General features: G+C 69.1%; 1 protein-coding gene and 1 pseudogene. Both read right to left on the bottom strand.

The genetic code is table 11. The annotated features are described in order from the left end of the window. A pseudogene (locus AOK24_RS30575) lies at positions 1 to 182 on the bottom strand (B12-binding domain-containing radical SAM protein); the annotation flags it as partial. 49 nt (positions 183 to 231) lie between these two features. After that, the coding region (locus AOK24_RS30580; RefSeq protein ID WP_055723283.1) for a B12-binding domain-containing radical SAM protein at positions 232 to 1,827 on the bottom strand (1,596 nt) is incomplete at its 5' end.

The following is a 1,827-nucleotide window of genomic DNA, read 5'->3' on the forward strand; positions in this document are numbered from 1 at the left end:
CACCCCCGCAAGTGACCCGCGATGCAGGCCACCCCCAGGTTCTCCCGGACGCGCTTGTAGAACAGGCGCATCGCGGGGTCGAGGGACAGGTACTCCTCGTCGTTGATCAGGACGTTCTGGTTGTTCAGGCTCGCGGCGCCGGTGGGGATCTCCCGGGGGGTCAGCAGGACCACATCCGCCATGACCGGTCTCCTCTCTCGTCTTCATGTGCGCGTCCCGACACCGGCCGGGTCAGCCGGCCATGACCTGCTCGCCGCACAGCCTCTTGGTCTCTTCGACGAACACCTGGTAGGTCTCGCCCAGGACCCTGCGGTCGTAGGCGTCGACCAGCGTGCGCAGCTCGGTCTCCAGCCGCTCGGCGAGCCGCGGCGGGTTCTCGTCCGCGAGGAGCAGCCCGACGTTGAGGAAGGCCACCAGCAGGTCCGACAGGCCGTCGGCCCATCCGCGCAGCCGGCTCAGCAGGGGGCGCAGCCCCTGCTCCCCCCGGGACCTGCGCGCCCTGGTGGCGTCGACGATGAGCTGGGCGACGAAGGGCAGCTCCTCCTTGCGGTCGGCGACCTCCGCGCTCACCTTGCTCCAGGCCGCCCACACGTCCTCGACGCGCGGGTCCGGGATGCGGTACTCCCGGCGGGCCTCCAGCAGGACGTCCCTGGCCGGCCCCTCGACGCCCGGGAGGTCCGGAGGAGTCGGGTCGGCGATCTTGTCGTACATCTCCGTGCCGCGCAGCGCGATGGCGCGGCTGATGAAGGAGAACGGGTTCTCGCTCACGGCGATGTCGGCGGCCACGATGAACTTCAGGTTCTCCCAGAGCTCGTCGAGGGTCGTGCCCGGCTCGACCATGATCCAGCCGGGTTCGAGTTCGATGCCCTCCTTCTTGAACAGGCGGGCCGCGTCGAAGTTGTACTCCACCATGGTGCCCTTGCGGAACCGTTTTGCCATGGTCGGGGCCCCGGTCTCCATGCCGAGCAGCGCGGAGGCCATGCCGGCCCGGCGCAGGGTGTTCAGGGCCTCCCGGTCGATGAGGCCGGTGTCGACGCGGAACTCGGAGTGGAAGGAGATGTCCAGGCCCCGGCGGAGGATCTCCTCGGCGAAGCCGACGGCGTGGTGGTAGCCCTCCTGGAAGGCGCCGCCGAAGTTGTCGTCGTTGAACCACAGGAACCGGGTGCCGAACTCCCGTTGCAGGTACTCGATCTCGTCCACGACGTCGACGGGCGAGCGGACCCGCCAGGCGTTGCCCGCCGTGACGCCCGGCGCCCGGGGCACGTAGCAGAAGGTGCACTTGGCGTGGCAGCCCCGGCTCGTGTAGGTCGACGCCACCGGTGTGGGGATGCCGTTCTTGCGGTGATGGACCAGCAAGTCCCGGGCCGGCCACGGCTCCTGCGTGAGGTCGGGGAGTTTCGGCGGGCCGCTGCTGCGGACCCGGCCTTCCTGCCAGAACCACAGCCCCGGCACACCGTGCCAGTCACGCCCGGCCGCCAGACACTCCATCAGCCCCTGCACCGTCAACTCACCCTCACCGAAGGCGACACAGTCCGCCTCGGGGATGCGCTCGGCGATCAACTTCGCGTTGTACGTGCAGAACGCCCCGCCGATCGCCACGAACACCGACGGATCGGCCTCGCGCACACACCGCAACAGGCGCACGGCATCCACGATGTGCAGGTCGTACATGATGCTGATCCCGACGAACTTCGGCCGCTCCCGCCGGATCAGATCCGTGATCACCTCATCGCTCGGATTACGCCCGTGCAGGTTCAACGCCCGCACCGAATACCCGCACCCCCGCAAGTGACCCGCGATGCAGGCCACCCCCAGGTTCTCCCGGAC

It is taken from the genome of Streptomyces niveiscabiei (assembly GCF_001419795.1).
Taxonomy (GTDB): domain Bacteria; phylum Actinomycetota; class Actinomycetes; order Streptomycetales; family Streptomycetaceae; genus Streptomyces; species Streptomyces niveiscabiei.